Genomic DNA, 18,117 nt, shown 5'->3' on the forward strand with positions numbered 1-18,117 from the left:
GCAAAAAACAGTTTAGTCCAAATGCGGCAAAACCGTGGCCCGGCGTCATGTAATACCGATTTGCTTAAGGGCGTAACCGCGCGAAAAGTTCATATAGCCAATGCCTTGTGAAAAAGCAAGTTTTTTTCTGGGAGCCGCTAAAGAAAACCGCTTCAGAAGCAGGGCCTCATGATTGCGCCGCGCCCGGTTCCGGCATATACTGAAGCATCTACGCTGGAGGTGCGCATGGCTGTTGTTCACACTGACGCAGGGCATTTGCCCGCTCCCGACAAGCTGGAACACATTCCCGCGCTGATCAGCGCGTATTACACCGAATTTCCCAATCCCGCGGTGGCCGCCCAGCGGGTGGCCTTCGGCACGTCCGGGCATCGCGGCTCTTCGGTGCTGCATACCTTTAACGAAGAGCATATTTACGCCATTACCCAGGCTGTCTGCGATTATCGCAAAGCCAACAGCATTGACGGGCCGCTTTTTTTGGGCGGAGACACGCATGCGCTTTCCGAAGCCGCCTTTCGTTCCGCCCTGGAAGTGCTGGCGGCCAACAATGTGACTGTGCGCATTGCCGCGGGCGGGGCATTTACAGCCACGCCCGCCATTTCCCATGCCATTTTGCGCTGGAATGCGCAGCGCGAAAAAGGCCTGGCTGACGGCATCGTGATTACCCCTTCGCACAATCCGCCCCGCGACGGCGGGTTCAAGTACAATCCCCCCCACGGTGGCCCGGCCGAGACGGCCGTGACCGGCTGGATTGAGGCAAAAGCCAATGAGTACCTTGAAAGCGGCAACCACGGGGTGCAGCTCATGCATTTGCGCGCCGCCTTGAGCTCCTCGCTGGTGGAAGAATACGACTTTACCCGCGCCTATGTGGAAGACCTGCCCAAGGTTCTGAATCTGGCGGCTATTGCGGCCTCCGGGCTTAAACTCGGCGTGGACCCCCTGGGCGGGGCCAGCCTCTCTTTGTGGGAACCCATTGCCGAGGCGTATAAGCTCGATCTCACTGTGGTCAACAAAGAAGTTGACCCCACATTCCGCTTCGTCCCCTGCGACAAGGACGGCAAAATCCGCATGGACTGTTCGTCCCCCTACGCCATGAGCCGCCTTTTGACCATGCGTGAAAGTTTCGATTTGTCCTTTGCCTGCGATCCCGACTCGGATCGTCACGGCATTGTGACTCGCCAGGAGCTGATGAATCCCAACCATTATCTGACCGTGGCCGCCTGGCATTTGTTCCGGTCGCGCGACCAATGGCCCGCGGATTGCGGCATCGGCAAGACCCTTGTGACCAGCGCCATGCTGGACAGAGTCGGCAGGGAGCTTGCCCGCCCGGTTGTGGAAGTGCCGGTGGGCTTCAAGTGGTTTGTTCCCTATCTGCTGAACGGGCGCTGCGGCATGGGCTGCGAAGAAAGCGCGGGCGCTTCGTTTCTTTGCTTTGACGGCAGCCCCTGGAGCACGGACAAGGACGGCCCCTTGATGTGCCTGCTGGCTGCCGAGATTATGGCCGTAGAGCAGGCTTCGCCCAGTGAAATTTACCAAAAGTTGACCGAGCGGCTCGGCGCGCCTGGCTATCAGCGTCTGGATGCCCCGGCAGACGAGCGCATTCGCACACGGCTCAAGGGGATAACCCCGGAAAGCGTTGACCTGAAAACCCTGGGCGGTTCGCCGGTAACCGGGGTCCTGACGCGCGCGCCTGGCAATGACGCGCCCATCGGCGGCGTGAAGGTCATCAGCGAGGACGGCTGGTTTGCAGTACGGCCGTCGGGCACGGAGCCCATCTGCAAGGTTTATACGGAGAGCTTCAAGGGCGAGCAGCATTTGTGCGCCGTGCAAAAGGACGCCATTGCCTTTCTGGAACGGCTGCTGGGCGGCGAGTAGGCTGCCGGTCAGCTGTATTCCCTGATGAGGCCTGTCTCTGCGTTGGTTCTTGCTTTAGCCGCAGGCGCGCGCGGCAGCCATGCCCGCCGCGCGCGTCAGCCGTTGGCGGCTGTGCCGCCTTGCGGCTGACGCTTGCCTCTCAGCTTCGTCAGGCTGCGCTTTTTGCGAAAGGACAAAATTCCTCAATTCAGAGAGAACCCCTGGAGCATGATAAAGGTAACATGCTCTGGGAGAGAAAAAACCTGATAAAGGATGCTGCGAACCCTTCACAGCGCCACGCTTTTTTTCAGAGCCGCCACTTCCGTATCCGTCAGCTCTCGCGCCGTGCCCGGCTTGAGATCCCCCAGAGTCAACGGTCCCTGGCCAACCCGCCGCAGACGCAGAATGGTCAGGCCCAGATCGCGGCACATCCGCCGGATCTGCCGGTTGACGCCCTGGCGCAGCACCATCCGCAGCAGGCTGTCGCCGCCCTGAGTTTCCTTCTTTTCCACCTCCACGGGCAGCAGATTTTCGCCTTCGGCCAGGCGCATGCCGTGGCGCATGGCCTCAAGCGCCGCGGCATCGACCGATCCCCGCACCAGCACTTCATACAGTTTGGGCTGGTGGTGGCGCGGGTGGGTGAGGCGCTGGGCCAGCTCGCCGTCATTAGTCAGCAAAAGCAGCCCTTCGGAAAAATAGTCCAGGCGGCCCACGGGGTAGAGACGCAGATGCCGCAGGGCAGGGGGCAGATAATCCATGACCGTGGAGCGGCCTTCAGGATCGCGTACCGTACAGACGGTTTGCACGGGCTTGTGCAATATGAGATAGCAAAATTCCTGCGCCGCTGAAAGAGCGTGCCCGTCCACAAGCACAGCGTCGTCAGGCAGCACATGACGGGCGGGGTTTTGTTCGATCTGACCATTGACAAGGACCCGACCGGAAAAGATCAGTTCATCGGCCTTGCGGCGCGAGCAATAACCGGCCTGCGCAATGGTTTTGTTCAAACGGGTTCCCGCAACGTCCTGCGGCGGCGGTTCCAGACGCTGAGCCTGGGAAGCGCGGTTTGCAGGCTGGACGGCCTGGCCTGAGGGCCGACCGGCGCGCTGGTGTCGGCGCAACGGGCGCGATGATTTTTGGGACGTATGTTTTTCGGGCATGGCAGCCTCCCTGGACCGAAGAACTATGGTGAAGAAAGAGCGGGGGCGCGTCAAGAGCCACGGCAGCGGATTCCCACGCGCATAAAAGTTTACATAATTATCATTATGGGACATTTATTTGATCCCCGAATACTGCGGGGGAGCGCCTCGCCGCCCTCTCTTTTGAGGCTCGCAAAGCCCGCGCGCTGCATGCGCTTGCCCTTGACCGGGGCTTGCCAGATTGCGCGGCTCTGACGTACAACACCTCTGTGAAGGCGCCATTATTTCCAAGGAGTTTTCATGGGCTTTGCCAACAGCACATGCAGTTTCAGCCGCTTTCGGATTCTGGACCCCGTACCCGCGGAACTCTGGCCGCAAGTTCCTGACAGGCTGAAGCAGTTTGCTTTCCGGGACATAGACGAGATTCCGGAAATGCAATCCCAGGGCTGGACGTCCTTTGAGGACATGCTGGATACGGATTGGGCCTCGGCTCCGCCCCAGAAAGGCGCGTATCTTGTCTTTTCCCTGCGTCTGGATATGCGGCGCATTCCCGCCGGCGTGGTGAAAAAACATCTGGCCCTGGCGCTGCGGCAGGAAAAAGAACGCATGCGCGAGCAAAACAAGACATTTATTTCCCGCGAGCGAAAAAAAGAACTCAAGGAACAGGTTCTTCTGCGTCTGCGCCAGCGTTTTCTGCCGGTGCCGGGCGAATTCAATGTGCTGTGGGCCACGGATAAAAATGAAGTCTGGTTCGCTTCCACCCAGGGGAAGATGATTGACATGTTCCTGGAAGAATTTTTGAAAACCTTCGGGCTGCATCTGGAGCTGTTGACTCCCTATAATCTGGCGGCGTCCCTGCTGGATGAAGAAAGCCTGATCCGTCTGGATCAACTGGAAGCCACACAGTTCGCGCCGTTGAGTTAGAGCGTTCAGCTAATTTCAGTAGCAAAACGCTCTGCTGCGACCGGACCGGATTTGCCCGTGGTGCGCGGGGGGAGCCGGATTGCCCTGAAAAAGCGCGCGCCAGACCGCAAGGAGTGCTTCATTTCATGAATATACCCTATCCCGGCGAGTCCACAGATGCTATTTTGGGTCAGGAGTTTCTGACCTGGCTCTGGTATCAGAGCGATACGGCTCCGGGCGCGTTTACAGACAGCCAGGGCGCGCCCTTTTCCGTTTCCATGGAGCAACGCATTGTGGTTCAGGGCGGGGAAGGCGAAGCCAGGGAGACGGCTTCGGTTTCCGGCTCGCTTTCGCCCTTGCGCGAAGCGCGCTTCGGGCTCGGCACAGGCAAAAAGGTCAGCCGGGCTTTGATTCGCCTGGAAAAAGATGAACTGGCCTTTCAGCTCTCCCTCAAGGCCGAGGATTTCAGCCTGAACAGCCTCAAAACCCCCAAGCTTGACAAGAGCGACAGCGACGAGGAGCCCGATGCCCTGCTGCTGGAAAAATTTTATCTGATGGAAGTGTGTACCGGTCTGCTGGACGCGTTGTACGCCCGCTTTCTGCACGTGCGCCTTTCCGCGGACTGGCCAAAGGAAGTGGCTGATATGCGTCAATGGATGACCCGTACCGAGTGACATGTGTCCGTATGAGCCCTCTGCCCTTCCTGACCCGCCGCCGCTCGCGCCTTGCGGGCATTGCCCTGAACATCGCCGGAAAAACGCTCTGGATGCTTCTGGTGCTTTGGGGCATTACCCTGATCTCTTTCTGGGTCATCCATCTGGCCCCGGGATCGCCCACCGATCTGGAAACGACCCTTAATCCTTTGGCGGGCGAAGCCGCGCGCCAGCGCCTTGAGGCTCTCTATGGCCTGGATCGGCCTTTGTATGTGCAATATTGGGACTGGCTCACGCGCTTGCTGCATTTTGACTTCGGCAACTCCATGTCCGCCGACGCCCGACCGGTATTGACGAAAATTCTGGAGCGCCTGCCGCTTACGGTGGGCATGAACGTGACGGCCCTGGTTCTGACCCTGCTGATCGCCATCCCGGTGGGTATCCTCTCGGCCTGCAGGCAGAACTCCCTGTTGGACCGCACGGTCACGGTGCTGGTTTTTCTGGGCTTTGCCATGCCCTCTTTCTGGCTCGCGCTGCTCCTGATGATGTTTTTCGGCATTGATCTTCAATGGCTGCCCATTTCGGGCCTGACCTCCATGGATTATGCCGCCTTGAGCCCCTGGGGCAAATTCTGCGATCTGGCCCGGCATCTGGCTTTGCCCATTCTGGTGTATACCGTGGGCGGTCTGGCGGGCATGTCGCGCTATATGCGGGCCTGCATGCTGGAAGTGCTGCGCCAGGACTATATCCTGACAGCGCGGGCCAAAGGGCTTTCCCCCAGCGCGATTATCTGGCGACATGCCTTGCCCAACGCGCTTTTGCCGGTCATCACCCTGCTCGGCCTTTCCGTGCCAGGTCTTATCGGCGGCAGCGTGATTATTGAGTCCATTTTCGCCCTGCCCGGCCTTGGGCAATTGTTTTACACCGCGGTCATGGCCCGGGATTATACCATGATCATGGGCAATCTGGTTTTGGGCGCTGTGCTGACGCTGGCGGGCAATGTGCTGGCCGATGTCTGCTACGGGCTGGCTGATCCGCGCATCCGCTCCGCCAGGGAGAAAAACTGATGCTCCCCCGCGTCGTGAAAAAACTGCTGACCCGCCACCTTATGCTTGCGCTGGGCCTGTTCATCGTGCTGGGCGTGTCGCTGCTGGCGCTGTTTGCTCCAGTGCTGGCGCCGTACGATCCTGCGCAACAGCATCTGAACGAAATCTTTGCGCCGCCCTCCTCCCGCTTCTGGCTGGGCACGGATCGCCTGGGCCGGGATGTTCTTTCGCGCCTGCTCTACGGCGGGCGGGTTTCGCTCTGGGTGGGCTTTGTGGCTGTGGGCATCTCCATCAGCATCGGCACCTGTTTGGGATTGATCAGCGGTTATTTCAGGCGCTGGGTAGATGAGGCCACCATGCGCGTGGTGGACATCATGCTCTGCTTCCCTTCCTTTTTTCTGATTCTTGCGGTGATTGCCTTTTTGGAGCCTGATCTTACCAATATCATGATAGTCATCGGCCTGACCTCCTGGATGGGCGTGACGCGGCTGGTGCGCGCCGACACGCTGAGCCTGCGCGAGCGGGAATTCGTGGCCGCGGCGCGCCTGGCCGGCAGCCCCACCCGGCGTATTTTATTGCGGCATATTCTGCCCAATGCCCTTGCGCCGGTGCTGATCACGGCCACGCTGGGCGTGGCCGGAGCCATTCTGGTCGAATCGAGCCTGAGCTTTCTGGGGCTTGGCGTGCAGCCGCCCACGGCCAGTTGGGGCAATATGCTCATGGAAGGCAAGGCGGCCATTGAAACCGCGCCCTGGCTTTCCTTTTATCCGGGCCTGGCCATTTTGGTGACTGTGCTCGGCTATAATCTTCTGGGCGAAAGCCTGCGCGATATGCTGGACCCGAGGCTCAGGCAATAAACCCGGCTTTGCCTTGACGCGTCGATTTTGCTATTTTTTCCGGTGCGCGGGGGCGCGGCAGACGCAAGCCGGGCCCGCGGCGCGTGTTGCGTATTGTTGGCAGCGTCGATTTTATTACGATAAGTTGTTGAAAATATGCTGGAATATCTACGCATCCGCAATCTGGCCCTCATTGAAGACATGGAACTGGATTTTTCGCCGGGCATGAATGTGCTGACCGGGGAAACCGGGGCCGGGAAAAGTTTCGTCCTGAAAGCTTTGGGTTTTCTGCTGGGCGAAAGGCTGACGGCGGATATGGTGCGCCCCGGCGCGCAACGCGCCCAGGTGGAAGCGCTTTTCACCCTCAAGGAGCAGGATCTGGTGCTGCGCCGCGAGCTTTTGGCTGAGACCGGGCGCAGCAGACTCTACATCAACGACGAATTGCGCTCGCAGGAAAGCCTCAGGGAATTGCGCGCGCGCCTGATCACGCATACCAGCCAGCACGGGCAGCAACAGCTTTTGCAGCCCGCTTTTCAGGCCCGGTTGATGGAAAATGCCCTGCCCTGCCCGGAACTTTTGCGGGAGCGCGACGGCCTGCTCGATCGCTTGCATGAAATTGCAGCCAGGCGCGAGGCGTTGCAGGAAAAACAGGCCGGTCTCGCGGAGCGGCGGGATCTGCTTGAAATGCAGCAGCAGGAAATAGATAAAGTATCACCTGAAGAAGGAGAGGAAGAACAACTTGAAGAATTGCGCGCCAAGTCCCGCTCAGTGGAGCATCTGCGCGAAAATTATGAAAATGCGCTGGAATTGCTGCACGGCGGCGACAATGTGGGCCTTCTGGATCTTCTGGGCAGTTTTGAAAAACTCATCCATGCCATGAGCCGCGACGACCCGGCGCTCACCCCTGACGCCGAAGCCGTGTCCGCCCTGCGGGAGCAGCTTTCGCATCTGAGCGGCCATCTGCGCCGCCCGCCCCTGCCGGATGAAGAAATGGACATGGACAAGATCGAGGCGCGCCTTTTTGCCCTGGCTCAGCTCAAACGAAAACTGCGCCGCAGCCTGCCGGAAATACTCTCCTTGCGCGAGGAAATCACCGAGAATCTTTCCTTTCTGGATGTCTGCGGCCTGGATCTTTCGCGCCTCGCCAAAGAAGAGTCCGCCCTGGCGGAAAAACTCGCGGCAGTCACGGCACGGATCAGGCCTTTGCGCCGTGAATCCGCGGCCGCCTTTGCCCAGAACCTTGAGAATGAATTGCGCGGCCTGGGGTTTTCCGAACAGGTCCGGGTTATTCCGGACTTTGTCGCGCATGAGCTCTGGCCGGGCATCAACGACGAGAAGGTGCGCATTCTCTGGGCTCCCAATCCGGGCCAGCCTCCGCAGCCGCTGGATCGGATTGCCTCGGGCGGCGAGCTTTCGCGTTTTCTGCTGGCGCTTACCAGCGTGCAGCCCAGCGCGGAGAGCGCCACATATATTTTTGACGAAGTGGATGCCGGCGTGGGCGGGCTCACGCTGAACAAGCTGGCCGAAAAACTCTATGCTCTGGCCAAAAAGCGCCAGATGCTCCTGATCACCCATTGGCCGCAACTGGCCGCGCGGGCGCAGAAGCATTTTCAGATCAGCAAGGTCGTCAAAGAGGCCGCGACCTTCACGCTGTGCACGCCGCTTGACGGGTCCGCGCGCTACGCCGAACTTGCCCGCATGGCCGGGGGCGGGGCTCAGGGCGAAGCCCTGGCGCGCTCTTTGGCTGATTGATTTTTCCTTTTCTCCCGCACCGCCGCTCTTCCCCGTATTTTCAAGGCAATTTTTGCCCATGCGAAGGGGGAGCAGGCTTTTAGCGCCGCCGAGTCCGTCTCTTGACGGCCGCGTCACAATTTCCGTTTTCCGGCTCAGTGCCACCCCTGCCTTTTCAAACTTGCAAAATATCTGAATATTTTCTAGACATTTTCAAACAAGAGCCTGCCGGCGCTGCTTCTGGCATCCATTTTGCTTACGTCAGGGCAACGCGCCTCACGGAAAAAATGACCGTGGTTTTGTACGCGCTTGGAAATGAAGAGGACTCATTTTTGGGGTGATACGGCATCCGCGCCATCCGCCTCGGGGCTGCTCCGGGGAGACGGCAAGGATTGAAACGACGCAAACGTGAGTGGAGGATACTGTGAATACCGACAGCCACAACCAGCTCGCCAGTATGGTCCACATGCAAACCGGCGTTCAGGCGATCCGCGGCATTGCCGCTCCCGATCCGGAAACGGCCGCGCTGTCGGAACTTGCGGACGACGCGGCCCGCATGCTGCGCATGCTGTCGCGCAATGGGCAGGAGCTTTCAGAGGCCCTGGAAGCCCGCCTGGACTGTTTGCAGGAATCCTTCATGGAACTTCTTAACAAGCAGATGGCCGCGGGCACGCTGAAAGGTGAAACCCGGCTGCATCTGTACCTTTCGCCGGAAGGCCGGCTGGTGGTGGAAGGCGAAGACGGCGATGCCGAAAAATTATGCGAGCTCATTGCCGGCGCCCCTGTATTGCAACGCCGCTTTCAGGAGCTGGCCCGTCTGGCTTTGCTCTCTCGCGGCGTGGAAGTGGCGCGGCAGGCTCATGACGCTCTGAAGAGCCCGGAAAGCTCGCCGGAAAACCCGCTTTTCGGGCGTTACCACATGTGCCTCAAGGGTTCCCTCTCACATTTCTATGTGCGTTGAGCTTGCCAATCCCGCATAAACAGCTTACTATATGCAGTATTCCCAATAAGGGGGCGCACTGGTTTCGACGGGGACGTAGAAACCGGAGTGGCAGGCCGAGGCGCCGCTGGCCTCGTAAAAAGCGGCAACAACAGTAATTGCCAACAACGATTACGACTACGCTTACGCTGCCTAAAAACAGATAAGCACTGACCGCAAAGCCGGTCGCGCTGCCCGGGACCACGCCTGATAATCCCGGTCGGCGACATGTATCAGGCTGGCGAAAACCGGCGCTCGCCGGGGTTTTTCGTGAGATGTTACCGGCGGGCTTGTTGTAGCGCGCCTGGTCCGGGGCTACCGATACAACGAGATATAATCCTGACCTAAGCCTGTAGATGCTTCGCGTGGAATGTTCGCGGACGGGGGTTCAATTCCCCCCGCCTCCACCATCAGTTCATCCGGCAACAGCCATTTGAATCCCGAAAGTCAAGCTATTCAGCGGACTTTCGGGATTTCTTTCTCCAGCTTCATCCAGCCAGGGACAGGGAAGTCCGCAAACTTTTGGTACCTTTTTCCCGAAAAAGGTGCCATATGCTGGAAGAAGGTACCATTAAGGTACCATTCCACAGGAGTTTGAAAAATGGCAACAAAAACACAATCTTTGGAACTCGTTATCAGAAACGCCCGGGGCGTGCGGGGAGACGTGCAGGTCATCCGTTGCGGGGCCGGGCTGGAAATGTGGATTTCGGTCAATCAGGCCGGCACCACCATGAAAAAATGGGTCTTGAGATACAGCGACGCCGCGGGCAAGCGCCAGAAAGTTCGCATGGGTTCGTACCCGGAGCTGACGCTTGCAAAAGCCCGCGCCACCGCCGAAGATTTGAAGGAAAAGGCGAAAGCCGGTCTCAAGCCCGCACGGGAGAACGCCAAAAAACAGGTTTCGCCCATCCCTCGCACCTTTGAAAGCGTGGCTCTGGCCTGGCTGGAGAAAAAAACGCCGGAGTGGGATGACGCTCACGCCAAGCGCCAGAAGGAGCGCCTGACCGGCAACATTTTTCCCGCCTTCGGAGATATGGATATCAACGCCATAACCATGATGCACATCGACAAGGCTCTGGGCGTTGTCATCAAGCGCGGCGCGCGGGAAACCGCGCAGCGCATCTGCTCCATCCTCATCAATATCTTCGAGTATGCCGATCTCATGGGCCTTCTGGAAAATCCGGTCATCATCAACAGGCTGACGCGGTATCGCAAGGAAATGCCCAAGCCCCTCGCCAAACGGCATTTGTACAGGGAAATGTCGGAAAGGGAAATCGGCCTCTTGTTAAAAGCCCTTGAGGATTTCAAAGGCAGATGGACATTGCAGACGAGTGTCGCCCTGCGACTGGCTCCTTACGTCATGCTGCGTCCTGCGGAAATCTGCGAGGCGAAGTGGGAAGAGATCAATCTGGAGACAGCCGAATGGTACATTCCCGCATCCAGAATGAAAATGTCTCGCGACCATATCGTTCCCCTGCCCCGCCAGGCTGTGGAGCTGTTTTTGGAAATACGCCCCTTTTCAGGAGCTAACACCTATGTGTTTCCATCTCCGAGAAAGCCGAATACGCCCATTTCCACAGCGTCCCTGATTCAGGCCATCAGACGCATCGGCTACGCTTCCACAAGAGAGGAAGGAAACAGCTTTTGCACACATGGATTTCGCGGCATGGCATCAACAACCCTGAACCAGCATCCGAAGTTCCAGCATCTGAAACATGACTGGATAGAGATGCAGCTTGCCCATGTTCAGACGGATAAGGTCAGAGCGGCCTATAACATCCTTTCGCCACGTTCCTATCTGCTGGAACGGCGAAAAATGGTACAGGAGTACGCAAATTATCTTGACAGCCTGCGCATGAATGCTGTCCAATCTTCAACAATGAGCCAATGTGTGGATATGCCCACACAAAAAGACCTATCGCAGCCAACAGAAGGATTTGCTTCATCTGCTTTGGATATACCCACTCTGATCGGCACCATAAAGCACAATAGTCAGATTACCGTCATGGATACCGGCTGGAGTGAGGAACAGAAAAACAGAATGAGGCAGTTTGGTTATGATGATATGGACATAGTCCGGGCATGGTACAACTGATCACAGTCAAAAAAGAAAAAAACGGCGGGTCTTGTGCTGTGGAATGCGATTTCTGATCCGCACGGCCCGCCGGCCAATCTCCACATGCCGGGCGGCAGCACGCCACCCGGCATATTCATTCCCCTATGTGTGTCATCTCTTCCGGTAAAGGGATGCCTCCCCATAAAGCCTGTTCGGGGAAATCCTGAAATTCAGGCGCTACGCAGCTGCATACTTATGACCGTCCCCCCTGGAACGACTTACAGTATTTGATTCATTTTTTGCAGAGCGGAAACCTGTTCCTCACATTTTTCGCGGAAGGGGAAGATACGGTCAGGTCGGTCGTTGTTTCACGAAGTCTACACATGGTTGACTTGGCGATGGCTCTTTTTGCCAGGTTCCATGTGAATGGAACCCTGGATGACATTAAAACATTATTTAATTAATACTCTCTCTTTTTTAGATAATAATTTTTCTGTCTCATTTTTGTCTGAAAGTATTACCTCAAATTCTTTCAATTTTTTTTTTGGTCTATTTCGTTAGTTTTCATAATTTCATGCCCCATATAAATATGTAGATAATTATTGATGATTCATATGTGAAAGTGCTTATCCTTGTACTACATGATGTTGCTGCGCGGGTATCACCGCCAGCCGCATTCCCATAGCTCCGAGAATAGCCTTAAAATTCCTGAGTTCGGGATTCCCCGTTGGAGAAAGTGTGCGGTAGAGAGTTTTGGGATTCAGGTGTGCCGTTTCAGCAATGTTCTTCATACCATAGGCAGAGGCAATACGGCGCAATGCCAGCATAAGCTCTTCCTGTGTGCCGTCCTCAAGCACGGCATTCAGGTATTCCACTGCATATTTATGGTCGTTCTTAAAGCTTTCAATAGTGGCTTCTTCGTGGGAAATATAGGGAGCACCCATACATTCTCCTTACTTGTCCGTCAGAGCTTGCTCATCAGGGCTTGTTTATCCGGCGCAAAAAGTCGGCGCGGCAGGCGACTGCCCGGCTGATATCGGCATCCTGCGTCTGTTTGTCGCCGCCGCATAGCACAACCACAAGCTGCCCTTGATGCTGAAAGTAGTAGACGCGATATCCCGGCCCGAGATCGATGCGCATTTCATACACGCCGTCACGGCAAAATTTGTGGTCGCCAAAGTTGCCGGCGGCGGCGCGGTCAACCCTGCGCAAAATGGCAACTTTGGCGCGTGTGTCCCGCAATCCGTCCACCCACCTCTGATATATGTCAGTGCCGTCTTCTGTGCGGTAGTGGATGATTTCCATGGGAATATAGTAGCTTTTAAGCGAAATAAGTCAAGACTGCTTTTGAGTTTTCCGGGCAAGCGCTGCCAGTTTTTCTGCCCGTTACCACAGCTTTGGTTCCTGGCGGGGGGGGGCTGTGTCTGAGTACTTTACGGGTTACGCCCGCCGTAAACGCGACACGGCCAAGGAACTGCTCGCCAACGACATTGACCCCGGCGCACAAAAAAAGGCCGCCAAGGAAAAAGCTGATGCGGCGGCCAAAGAGCAGGCGCTGACCTTGCCGCTTTGCCGCACCTGCGGCTATATCGTCTTCAATCCGACTGACGGCCTCAAGGAAGTCCTCAAGCCAATCCAGACAAAGCTTTACGCCACCCTCACCGATCCCGCAGCCATTGGGCATCTTTTGCGCTGCATAGACGAATATCAGGGCGGAGCCGTTGTCGGTTATGCGCTCAAGATACTGCCCTATCTTGCGCTTCGGAGCGCCGAGCTTCGCGGCGGCAGGTGGTCGGAGATTGATCTCGACAAGGCGCTCTGGATTGTGCCCGCCGCCAGACGGGAAAATGCAAAGGACGGCGGCGGCATGAAGATGCGCATTGCTCATGCCGTGCCCTTGCCCACCCAGGTGGTAAGGCTTTTCCGCGAATTGCATCTGCTTACCGGCACCGGCGAACTCTGCTTTCCGGGACGGCATTCAGCTTCACGGTGCATTTCAGACATGGCGCTTTTGAACGGTATCCGCCGAATGGGCTTCAGCAAGGAAGAAATGACCATCCACGGTTTCCGCGCCATGTTCTCCACCATCCTGAACGAGAAAAAGCTGGACTGGGGCTTTGACGGCGACATCATCGAGGCCCAGCTTGCCCATAAGGAGCAAAATACCGTTCGGGATGCTTACAACCATGCGTCATATCTGGAGAAACGAAGGGAGCTGCTTCAGAGGTGGGCCGATTATCTGGACGAATTACGCGGGCAAAGTGTGTCCAATACATTGGAATAGTTGAATAAGGAAAACATAATTCAGGTTTATGGCAGGGCTTTGCGGCGTCATGGCTGCAAGGCTCTGCTTTTTTATTCGCACAAAAATTTTTTCAGGAAAAAACACTTTTTTGTACATCTCCATCAAACTGTAATGGACAGTATAAAACCACATCATACTGTCGTGTATCTCTTCAAACTATGTGGATTTATTGAATAAACATGCTATAAAACTCCGTAATCAACCCATTCATACGGAGTTATCGCCATGACATCAGATATACCCTCCACTGGTTTTCTTCGTCTTCCGCACATTCTGAAGCTTTTCCCCATCAGCAAAAGCGTGTGGTGGAAAGGCTGCGCAACAGGGCGTTATCCCAAGCCCTTGAAACTCGGCCCGCGCACTACGTCTGGCGCGTCGAGGACATCAAAGAACTTATCGAACGCCTGGGCAACGGTGAAAACAATACCAGGTAACTGAAAATCGCGTGGGCATGGTGGGCATGTGGGCGAAGCAAGGAATACCAAGGGAAAATCGCGCCCACATTTTCAAAAACAGCCTTTTTCAAAAGTGGGCATGTGGGCGCGGGGTGGTTTTTCCGCCCAGATGCCCACATTCGCAAAAACGACATTTTTTAAAAGTGGGCGGAGAAAGACGTTGATATTGCTTGCTTCGCCCCTGTGCCCACCTCGCCCACATAAAAAACAATGGGAGAGAGAAATATGTCACTCCTCGTTTCCCTTTCCCACTTGTCCCGCACGACCGGCGACAGTGGCGACAGCGGCGGCAAGCCAATAGCACCAAGGCTTTTCCCGTCGCCAGTACGGAAAAAGTAACTGGTGACACTGGCGACAGACTGGAGACTGTTGTCGCCACTTTTTTCCCTGTCGCCAGAGCGAAAAACGCGATCGGCAACAGGGAAAGCGTTGATACTCCTGGCCTGTCTCCAGTGTCGCCGCTGTCGCCATAAGAAAGTATCATAGGAAAAAGGCTATGTCCTTTCTCGTTTTGCATATGGATAAATTCAAGAAAGACGCCGTTCGCGGCATCCAGTCGCACAACCGGCGCGAACGCGAAAGCCATTCCAACCCCGACATCGACTACAGCCAAAGCGCCGGAAACTACGATCTTCATTAATCCGCTTCGGCAAACTACGCGCAGGCCATTCAGAATCGCATTGACGATCTGCTTATGGTCAAGGCTGTGCGCAGGGACGCCGTGCATCTGTGCGGTCTGATTGTCAGTTCCGACACATCCTTCTTTACCCGAATCGGCAAAGACGAAACCAGACGCTTTTTTGAGGAAGCCGCAGCTTATCTCACAGATTTTGTCGGCAGGGAAAACGTCATCTCGGCAATGGTTCATACTGACGAAAAAACGCCGCACATGCACTTTCTTCATGTGCCGGTGACGTCGGATGGGCGTCTCTGTGCCAACGACATCTATACCCGCGCCAGTCTGAAAAAGCTGCAAGCCGACTTGCCCGCCCATCTGCAACGCTGTGGCTTCGACATCCAGCGCGGCGTCGAACAGAAGCCGGGAGCAGCGAAAAAGCATCTGGATACGCGGGAGTTCAAACAGCAGCAGGAGGCCCTCGACGGTCTGCGGAGCGAGGCTGATGCTGTAGTGGCTGAAAGACAGAAGCAGGAGGAAGTCTTGCAGGAACGTCTGCAATTCATAGAACGACAGGAACGCGAGCAACAGGAAGCGGAGGCCCGCCAGCAGTCCGAGCGCGAGCGGCACATCCGGCAAGAGCTGGAAGCCGTGCCGCAACACCGTCGCTCAAGGATGCGCTGACCATCCGCCGGGAATCTCGGCTCAGGGTCGAGCCATAGCACATTATGCTTTCTGCGAAAGCAAATGTGCAAGCGTGCCGCTTGACCGCCAAAGGCAAAAGACAAAACCGGGGACATCTCCCCGTCAATCACAGGAGAAAACACCATGACTATCACAGCCAGCCAACTGAAAGAAATCCGGCAGGAGTTTGCCCACCTCAAGCCCGCCACCGTCACGCTGGACGGAAACCGCGCCATGACCGTGAAGCAGTCCATTTTCACCCTTGCCCCGACGCTGGAGCGGATGAAGAAGCGCGGCTTTGACACACAGGAGCTCGTCGAGAAGCTGCACGAAAAAGGGATCGAGGTGAAGGCCCAAACCTTGACCAAATATCTGACCGAAGCCCGACGGCAACGGGAAGGACGGAAAGCCCAAAAGCAAGACACGCCCCCGCCCGCCTCAGCCACGGCGAAGGCCCCAGCCATACCCCCCAGCCCCGCACAGAACAATGACAGGCCCAGGCCGCTTTGGAGGCCGAACCTTCCCCCCGATCATCCGCAAAACCATCGGTGAGATCAACTGTGAACCGATGCAAAAGGACAACCCTATGGAACAGACTTACGGCTACATCCGCGTATCCAGCGTGGATCAGAATGAAATCCGGCAGCGCATCGCCCTGGAACAGCAGGCCATACCACCCGACCGCATCTTCATGGACAAGATGTCGGGCAAGGACTTTCAGCGGCCGCAATACCAGGCCATGCTCAAAAAGCTCAGGCCCGGCGATCTGCTCTGCATCACCAGCATTGATCGGCTGGGCAGAAACTATCAATATCCTGTTCAACCGGGCCACCAACGACATAGCCGTGCAGGATACCGAGCGGGACATGGGCGCGGCCCTGCGTGGGGCGGACGTTCATTCCCTGGCCGCAAAACTGCCGGACATTCCCCCGGACAGTCCTGCGTTCTTTCCCTGCATGGCCGCTGAAATGCAAGACGTTCTGCCGCTTGCCCGGCGCAATGTGTCCCGTTTCGTGCGTCATGCCGCCAATGTGGGCCGGATGCTGGCCCGGCTTCATGTTCACCTGCCCATCGTGGCCACGCCGGACGGTACGGTCATCAACGGCGTGGGCAGACTGGAGGCCGCCGCCCGCAAGGGCCGGAAGGAAATAGCTGTGGTCACGCTGGACGAAGAGCGGGCCGAACTGGCGCGCGCCATGCTGAACCTTTTGAGCATGGACTTCCGCTTCACGGGCGACAATGCCGATTTTCTGCGCTACGGCGCGTTTCGGCGGAAATGGCTGCATCGCACCTATCTGGGTCGGGCGTTCGCGCTGCCGGTGTATCGGCACAAGCGGCTCTCCGATGTCCGGCTGGATGCCGCCTTCATGGGAAAATGGAAGGCCGCCTGCGGGGAAAGCGTGCTGGACTTCGGTTCAGGACAGGGCGACGAAGCCCGGATGCTCCGGGACGCGGGCATCCGCGTGACGGAGTTTGAGCCGTATCCCGCTGACGGCGACACGGTAAACAGGGAAAAGGGGCGCGCTTCGGCCATGGGCTTTCTTTCCGCCGTGCGGGCGGGCACGCCATTCAGCGCCATTTTCGTTTCCAGCGTGTTGAACAGCGTGCCCTTCCCGGAGGACAGGGAACACATTCTGCGCATTGTGGCGGCCCTGTGCGGCCCGGAAACACTGGTATGCGCGGCGGCGCGCGGAACCAAAAGCAGCTCGTGGGGCTGGTTCACGGAGGGCGAAGCCTCAAGCGAACGGGCATCCAGGGCGTGCAACTTCCCGCTGGATATGGAAAAAGGCGTCATCCTGGGGGATATTGCCACGGCTCCCAAGGCGCAGAAGTTCTTTGAGGAAGCGGAATGGCTGGAACTGTGGAGCCGGTATTTCGGCTCCGTTGAGGCCGGATTGTCCGCTTTGAATTTGACCTTCCGTACCCGGACGGGCAGCGCATGGGGCTTGTCCGCCTGGCTCTCAAGTCGTTTTCCCATCGGCTCGGCTTGTCTTTGGAGGACGTATGAGCCAGGGGCGCGACTGGACGTTTCACGGCTTCGCCGGGGAATTTGACGGCCATGTGCGGGAACAACTGCCCTGGTATGAGCTGGCCAGCGCCGCCATGGGGCTGATAGCCCGGCAATATCTCCCGAAAGAGGGCAAAGTCTATGACCTTGGCGCGTCCACGGGCAACGTGGGCCGTGTGCTTGCTCCCACGCTTGAGGCGCGCTGCGCGCGGCTGACGGCGCTGGATGAATGCCAAAATATGGTGGAGGCGTACAACGCGCCGGGGCGGGCGTTGCGGGCTGACATAACCCGGTTCGACTACAAGCCCTTCGACGTGGCCGTGGCCTTTCTGGTGTTCATGTTTCTGGCCGTTCCCGCCCGCAGGAAGCTGCTGGCCCGCCTGCGGCAGCAGCTACGCCCCGGCGGGGCCATCATCGTCTTTGACAAGCTAGAGCATTTTGCTTTTAACTTTTTACATAGCCACAGGATTTAAACCATCCTTCAGCGTCTTTTTGTGTGATACAACTTAATGCTTTTCCAATGGACTTGTACAGTTCATCACATGTTTTTGCTTTCATACCCCGAAGTAATTGTTTCACTTTGCTCCACATCTTTTCAATGGGATTTAAATCCGGGCTGTATTCTGGAAGGAAAATATACTTGCAGCCTTTTTCCCTTATCAAGTTTTGGGCGGTTTTTGATTTATGGACATTCAAATTATCCATTATAACAACATCGTTAGCTTTAAGCGTTGGAAGAAGAAATTTTTCAATATAAGCATTGTACATTTTTCCATCCAGTGCCCCATCAAAAACAACACTGCAAGTCTCTCCCGTTACCCGGATTGCTGAAAGTATGCTTATCCTTTCCCAACGTCC

At 56.9% G+C, this 18,117-nt stretch carries 16 protein-coding genes, 1 other RNA gene and 3 pseudogenes; 16 read left to right on the forward strand and 4 right to left on the reverse strand.

Going from position 1 to position 18,117, the window contains the following annotated elements; genetic code table 11:
* Positions 1 to 225 precede the first annotated feature (225 nt).
* Entirely contained in the window at positions 226 to 1,872 is a 1,647-nt protein-coding gene (locus G7Y52_RS07820) for a phosphoglucomutase (protein ID WP_165069611.1), read from the forward strand.
* 266 nt (positions 1,873 to 2,138) lie between these two features.
* Here G7Y52_RS07820 and G7Y52_RS07825 read toward each other — a convergent pair whose 3' ends face one another.
* A complete protein-coding gene (locus G7Y52_RS07825; RefSeq protein WP_165069616.1) occupies positions 2,139 to 3,008 on the reverse strand; it encodes a pseudouridine synthase in 870 nt (289 codons plus the stop codon).
* Between the two features lie 279 nt (positions 3,009 to 3,287).
* Here G7Y52_RS07825 and rdgC point away from each other — a divergent pair, with 279 nt between their 5' ends.
* From rdgC to G7Y52_RS07865, 8 genes are all read left to right on the forward strand, one after another.
* Positions 3,288 to 3,911, forward strand: coding sequence for a recombination-associated protein RdgC (gene rdgC / locus G7Y52_RS07830; protein WP_165069621.1), 624 nt, complete (start codon positions 3,288 to 3,290; stop codon positions 3,909 to 3,911).
* A 125-nt stretch (positions 3,912 to 4,036) separates the two neighbouring features.
* Positions 4,037 to 4,564, forward strand: a complete 528-nt coding sequence (locus G7Y52_RS07835) for a hypothetical protein (RefSeq protein WP_165069625.1) — start codon at positions 4,037 to 4,039, stop codon at positions 4,562 to 4,564.
* Positions 4,565 to 4,656: 92 nt separating this feature from the next.
* Complete coding sequence (locus tag G7Y52_RS07840; protein ID WP_165069676.1) at positions 4,657 to 5,610, forward strand: ABC transporter permease; 954 nt, start codon at positions 4,657 to 4,659, stop codon at positions 5,608 to 5,610.
* Positions 5,610 to 6,446, forward strand: a complete 837-nt coding sequence (locus G7Y52_RS07845) for an ABC transporter permease (protein ID WP_165069630.1) — start codon at positions 5,610 to 5,612, stop codon at positions 6,444 to 6,446. The genes G7Y52_RS07840 and G7Y52_RS07845 overlap by 1 nt, the downstream gene beginning before the upstream one ends.
* 135 nt (positions 6,447 to 6,581) lie before the next feature.
* Positions 6,582 to 8,177, forward strand: a complete 1,596-nt coding sequence (locus G7Y52_RS07850; RefSeq protein WP_165069633.1) for an AAA family ATPase — start codon at positions 6,582 to 6,584, stop codon at positions 8,175 to 8,177.
* Positions 8,178 to 8,580: 403 nt separating this feature from the next.
* Positions 8,581 to 9,117 (forward strand): hypothetical protein, encoded by a 537-nt coding sequence (locus tag G7Y52_RS07855; RefSeq protein ID WP_165069636.1) that lies wholly within the window; start codon positions 8,581 to 8,583, stop codon positions 9,115 to 9,117.
* A gap of 49 nt (positions 9,118 to 9,166) precedes the next feature.
* Positions 9,167 to 9,545, forward strand: a transfer-messenger RNA (tmRNA) gene (gene ssrA, locus G7Y52_RS07860).
* A 191-nt stretch (positions 9,546 to 9,736) separates the two neighbouring features.
* On the forward strand, positions 9,737 to 11,230 hold the full coding sequence (locus G7Y52_RS07865; RefSeq protein WP_165069640.1) for a tyrosine-type recombinase/integrase: 1,494 nt from the start codon (positions 9,737 to 9,739) through the stop codon (positions 11,228 to 11,230).
* A 587-nt stretch (positions 11,231 to 11,817) separates the two neighbouring features.
* Here G7Y52_RS07865 and G7Y52_RS07870 read toward each other — a convergent pair.
* Positions 11,818 to 12,135, reverse strand: a complete 318-nt coding sequence (locus G7Y52_RS07870; protein ID WP_165069644.1) for an addiction module antidote protein — start codon at positions 12,133 to 12,135, stop codon at positions 11,818 to 11,820.
* Between the two features lie 34 nt (positions 12,136 to 12,169).
* Complete coding sequence (locus tag G7Y52_RS07875; protein ID WP_165069648.1) at positions 12,170 to 12,496, reverse strand: type II toxin-antitoxin system RelE/ParE family toxin; 327 nt, start codon at positions 12,494 to 12,496, stop codon at positions 12,170 to 12,172.
* A 115-nt stretch (positions 12,497 to 12,611) separates the two neighbouring features.
* On the opposite strand from G7Y52_RS07875, the gene G7Y52_RS07880 reads away from it, so the two are divergent.
* The 7 genes and pseudogenes from G7Y52_RS07880 to G7Y52_RS07905 all read left to right on the forward strand — a co-directional run bounded on the left by G7Y52_RS07880 (position 12,612) and on the right by G7Y52_RS07905 (position 17,732).
* Positions 12,612 to 13,475, forward strand: coding sequence for a site-specific integrase (locus G7Y52_RS07880; RefSeq protein WP_165069652.1), 864 nt, complete (start codon positions 12,612 to 12,614; stop codon positions 13,473 to 13,475).
* 246 nt (positions 13,476 to 13,721) lie between these two features.
* Positions 13,722 to 13,930 (forward strand): annotated as a pseudogene (locus tag G7Y52_RS15255) (AlpA family phage regulatory protein).
* Between the two features lie 538 nt (positions 13,931 to 14,468).
* Positions 14,469 to 15,251 (forward strand): annotated as a pseudogene (gene mobV / locus G7Y52_RS07885) (MobV family relaxase).
* A gap of 144 nt (positions 15,252 to 15,395) precedes the next feature.
* Positions 15,396 to 15,803 (forward strand): protein MobC, encoded by a 408-nt coding sequence (locus G7Y52_RS07890; RefSeq protein WP_241159657.1) that lies wholly within the window; start codon positions 15,396 to 15,398, stop codon positions 15,801 to 15,803.
* Positions 15,804 to 15,837: 34 nt separating this feature from the next.
* Positions 15,838 to 16,002, forward strand: a pseudogene (locus tag G7Y52_RS15260) (recombinase family protein); the annotation flags it as partial.
* A 34-nt stretch (positions 16,003 to 16,036) separates the two neighbouring features.
* Positions 16,037 to 17,305, forward strand: a complete 1,269-nt coding sequence (locus G7Y52_RS07900; protein ID WP_241159659.1) for a methyltransferase domain-containing protein — start codon at positions 16,037 to 16,039, stop codon at positions 17,303 to 17,305.
* Positions 17,256 to 17,732, forward strand: coding sequence for a class I SAM-dependent methyltransferase (locus tag G7Y52_RS07905; RefSeq protein ID WP_165069663.1), 477 nt, complete (start codon positions 17,256 to 17,258; stop codon positions 17,730 to 17,732). Before G7Y52_RS07900 ends, G7Y52_RS07905 begins: the two co-directional genes overlap by 50 nt.
* Here G7Y52_RS07905 and G7Y52_RS07910 read toward each other — a convergent pair.
* A partial coding sequence (locus G7Y52_RS07910) for a transposase (RefSeq protein WP_165068458.1) occupies positions 17,704 to 18,117 on the reverse strand: 414 nt, incomplete at its 5' end. The two genes, G7Y52_RS07905 and G7Y52_RS07910, sit on opposite strands and share 29 nt — an antisense overlap.

The organism is Desulfovibrio sp. ZJ200 (assembly GCF_011039095.1).
In the GTDB taxonomy this organism is placed as follows: Bacteria; Desulfobacterota; Desulfovibrionia; order Desulfovibrionales; family Desulfovibrionaceae; genus Desulfovibrio.